The sequence below is a fragment of the Brevundimonas sp. genome, assembly GCF_031082345.1.
Classification (GTDB): domain Bacteria; phylum Pseudomonadota; class Alphaproteobacteria; order Caulobacterales; family Caulobacteraceae; genus Brevundimonas.
Genome location: NZ_JAVHLH010000337.1, coordinates 1 through 2,332, shown reverse-complemented (window position 1 = coordinate 2,332; position 2,332 = coordinate 1). Strand labels below are relative to the sequence as shown.

Sequence of the window (2,332 nt, the reverse complement as noted above, 5' to 3'; positions counted from 1 at the left end):
TCCCCCAAGGGGAGAAGGAAGACTAGGCCGGCTCCACCAGCTTGAGCTTGGGCGCCTTGTCGGCCTTTTTCGCCTGCTTGCCGGCCTTCTTGGCGTCGCGGGCGGCCTTTTTCGCGGCCTTGAGCTCGGCCCGGGCCTTGTCGGGCGCCGCGTCGGCCGCGCCGGCGAGTTCGGCGAGGCGGGCGAGGAAGCCGTCGCGCTTGGCCTTGGGCAGCAGGGCGAGGATGCGTTTGTCGGCGGCCTCGACCTTCGGGCGGGCGGCCTCCAGGGCGGCGGCGCCGGCCTCGGACAGGCGCACCGCCTTGGCCCGGGCGTCGATGGTCGAACGCTCGCGCTCCAGCAGCCCCTTGGTGGTCATGCGGGCGACGAGGTCGGCGAGGGTCGAGCGGTCGATGCCGGTGGCGCGGACCAGGTCGGTCTGGGTCAGGCCGGACCGGTGCGACACCGCCTCCAGCACGGCGAACTGGCGCTGGGTCAGGCCGTCCGACCCGGCTTCCTCGGCGTAGATGTCGAGCGCCAGCTGCAGGGCGCGGTGCATCAGGTGGCTGGGCGAGGCGGCGAGACCGCCGCGTCGGGCCTTGTTGCTGGACTTGACCATCGACCGTATCCCCTCGGCTTCACCTTACAGGTAGCAGCCGCGCTTTACGGTTTGACGACGGACGATCCGCGGGCGGGCGATTTGCCTCAGGGGGCCCGGTCGGGCTCGGCCGGGGCCATCGGATCGACCGGTTTGTCGCTCGAGGTCAGGTTGCGCATGATCAGCGGCACCTGCGACAGGCCGAACACCGAGGAGGCGATCCACAGCACGCCGCGGAAGCTGACCCAGACATCGGCCGGATCGACATCGGCGCGCCCCAGCTGCTGGGCGCCCCAGCCGACCAGGGCCTCGCTGCGCACCAGCTCATTGGTGATCGCCACGGCGAGGAAGAACAGGCCGTAGCGGAAGGTGAGGGTGCGCCAGGCCCGGTCGTTGATCGGAATGACCGTGCCGAGCAGGGCCCGCAGCGGCTGCTTGCCCATCACCAGCCCGCCGAGCAGGGCGACGGCGAGGCTGGCGTTGAGGATGGTGACCTTCAGCTTGACCCAGAGGCCGTCGCCGGTGAGCAGGGTCAGCAGGCCGAAGACGAGGGCGAAGCCGCCGACCAGCAGCGGGAGCAGGGCCAGCCGCTTCTCGACGATCAGGCCGACCGCGACGCCGACGGCCGAGCCGGCCACCAGGAACCAGGTGGCGTTGACCAGGGCCGCGTCGCCCTCGAGCCCGCGCAGGCGGAAGACGAGGAAGGCGAGGCCGAAGGCCAGCAGGCCGCCGAAATCGACCAGCTGGCGCAGGTTCGACTCCTTCTTCGGAGCCGGGGACGGAGCGGGAGCGGCGGGTTCGGTCATGCGTCAGTCCTCGAGCCCCACCAGAGAGCGTGAAAAGGCCCGGGCGTCGAAGGGTTGCAGGTCATCGACGCCCTCGCCGACGCCGATCAGCTTGATCGGGGCGTCCGAGGCCTGGGCCACCGGCACCAGAACGCCGCCACGGGCGGTGCCGTCCAGCTTGGTCATGACCAGGCCGGAGACATAGGCGGTGCGGCCGAAGATCTGTTCCTGGGCCAGGGCGTTGCGGCCGACGGTGGCGTCGAGCACCAGCAGGGTCTCGTGCGGGGCCTCGGGGTCGATCTTCTTCAGCACCCGGACGATCTTGAGCAGTTCGTCCATCAGGGCCGACTTGTTCTGCAGCCGTCCGGCGGTGTCGATCAGGACCACGTCATAGCCTTCCGCCTTGGCCCGGGTGTAGGCGTCGAAGGCGAGGCCGGCGGGATCGGCCCCGTCGCGTCGGCTCTCGAAGGTCGCCCCGGCGCGCTCGGACCAGACCTTGAGCTGTTCGCGGGCGGCGGCGCGGAAGGTGTCGCAGGCCACGACCATGACCCTGGCCCCCTGACCGGTCAGATCGGCGGCGATCTTGCCCAGGGTGGTGGTCTTGCCCGAGCCGTTGACCCCGACGAACAGGGTGACGAAGGGTTTCGGCCCGTTCAGCGGCTCGTAGCGGGCCTCGTGGTTGACCAGTTCGGCGGCGACGGCCTCGGCCAGGGCCTCCTTGACCTCGCGCTCGTTGGCGCCGGCCCCGAAGCGCAGCTCGCGGAAGCGGGCCACGATGCGGTCGGTCGCGGCGGGGCCGAGGTCGCTTTCCAGCAGATGCTCTTCCAGCCCCTCGAGCGCGGCCTCGGACAGGGGTTCCTTGACGAAGGCGGCGACGACCTGCTCGGTCATCTGTTTGGAGGAGCGGGACAGGCCCTCGCTCAGGCGCGAGAGCCAGCCTTTTTTGGGCGCGTCGTTCATGAGGTGGCTT

Annotated in this window: 3 protein-coding genes; all 3 read right to left on the bottom strand. The window is 70.6% G+C overall.

Features of this window, described 5'->3' with window-relative positions:
* Window positions 1-22: 22 nt before the first annotated feature.
* The 3 genes from RDU12_RS14980 to ftsY all read right to left on the bottom strand — a co-directional run bounded on the left by RDU12_RS14980 (window position 23) and on the right by ftsY (window position 2,322).
* The gene (locus tag RDU12_RS14980) at window positions 23-598 is read right to left on the bottom strand and encodes a MarR family transcriptional regulator (protein ID WP_308685434.1); all 576 of its coding nucleotides are present in this window, start codon (window positions 596-598) and stop codon (window positions 23-25) included.
* 86 nt (window positions 599-684) lie between these two features.
* Window positions 685-1,383 carry an inner membrane-spanning protein YciB gene (locus RDU12_RS14975; RefSeq protein ID WP_300292879.1) on the bottom strand — a complete coding sequence of 233 codons (699 nt, stop codon included), beginning with the start codon at window positions 1,381-1,383 and terminating at the stop codon, window positions 685-687.
* 3 nt (window positions 1,384-1,386) lie between these two features.
* The gene (gene ftsY, locus RDU12_RS14970) at window positions 1,387-2,322 is read right to left on the bottom strand and encodes a signal recognition particle-docking protein FtsY (RefSeq protein WP_300292877.1); all 936 of its coding nucleotides are present in this window, start codon (window positions 2,320-2,322) and stop codon (window positions 1,387-1,389) included.
* Window positions 2,323-2,332: the final 10 nt, after the last annotated feature.

Excerpts from the sequence above, each read along its gene's own strand:
- RDU12_RS14980 (WP_308685434.1), bottom strand. The coding sequence starts at position 598 with ATGGTCAAGTCCAGCAACAAGGCCCGACGCGGCGGTCTCGCCGCCTCG.
- RDU12_RS14975 (WP_300292879.1), bottom strand. The coding sequence starts at position 1,383 with ATGACCGAACCCGCCGCTCCCGCTCCGTCCCCGGCTCCGAAGAAGGAG.
- ftsY (WP_300292877.1), bottom strand. The coding sequence starts at position 2,322 with ATGAACGACGCGCCCAAAAAAGGCTGGCTCTCGCGCCTGAGCGAGGGC.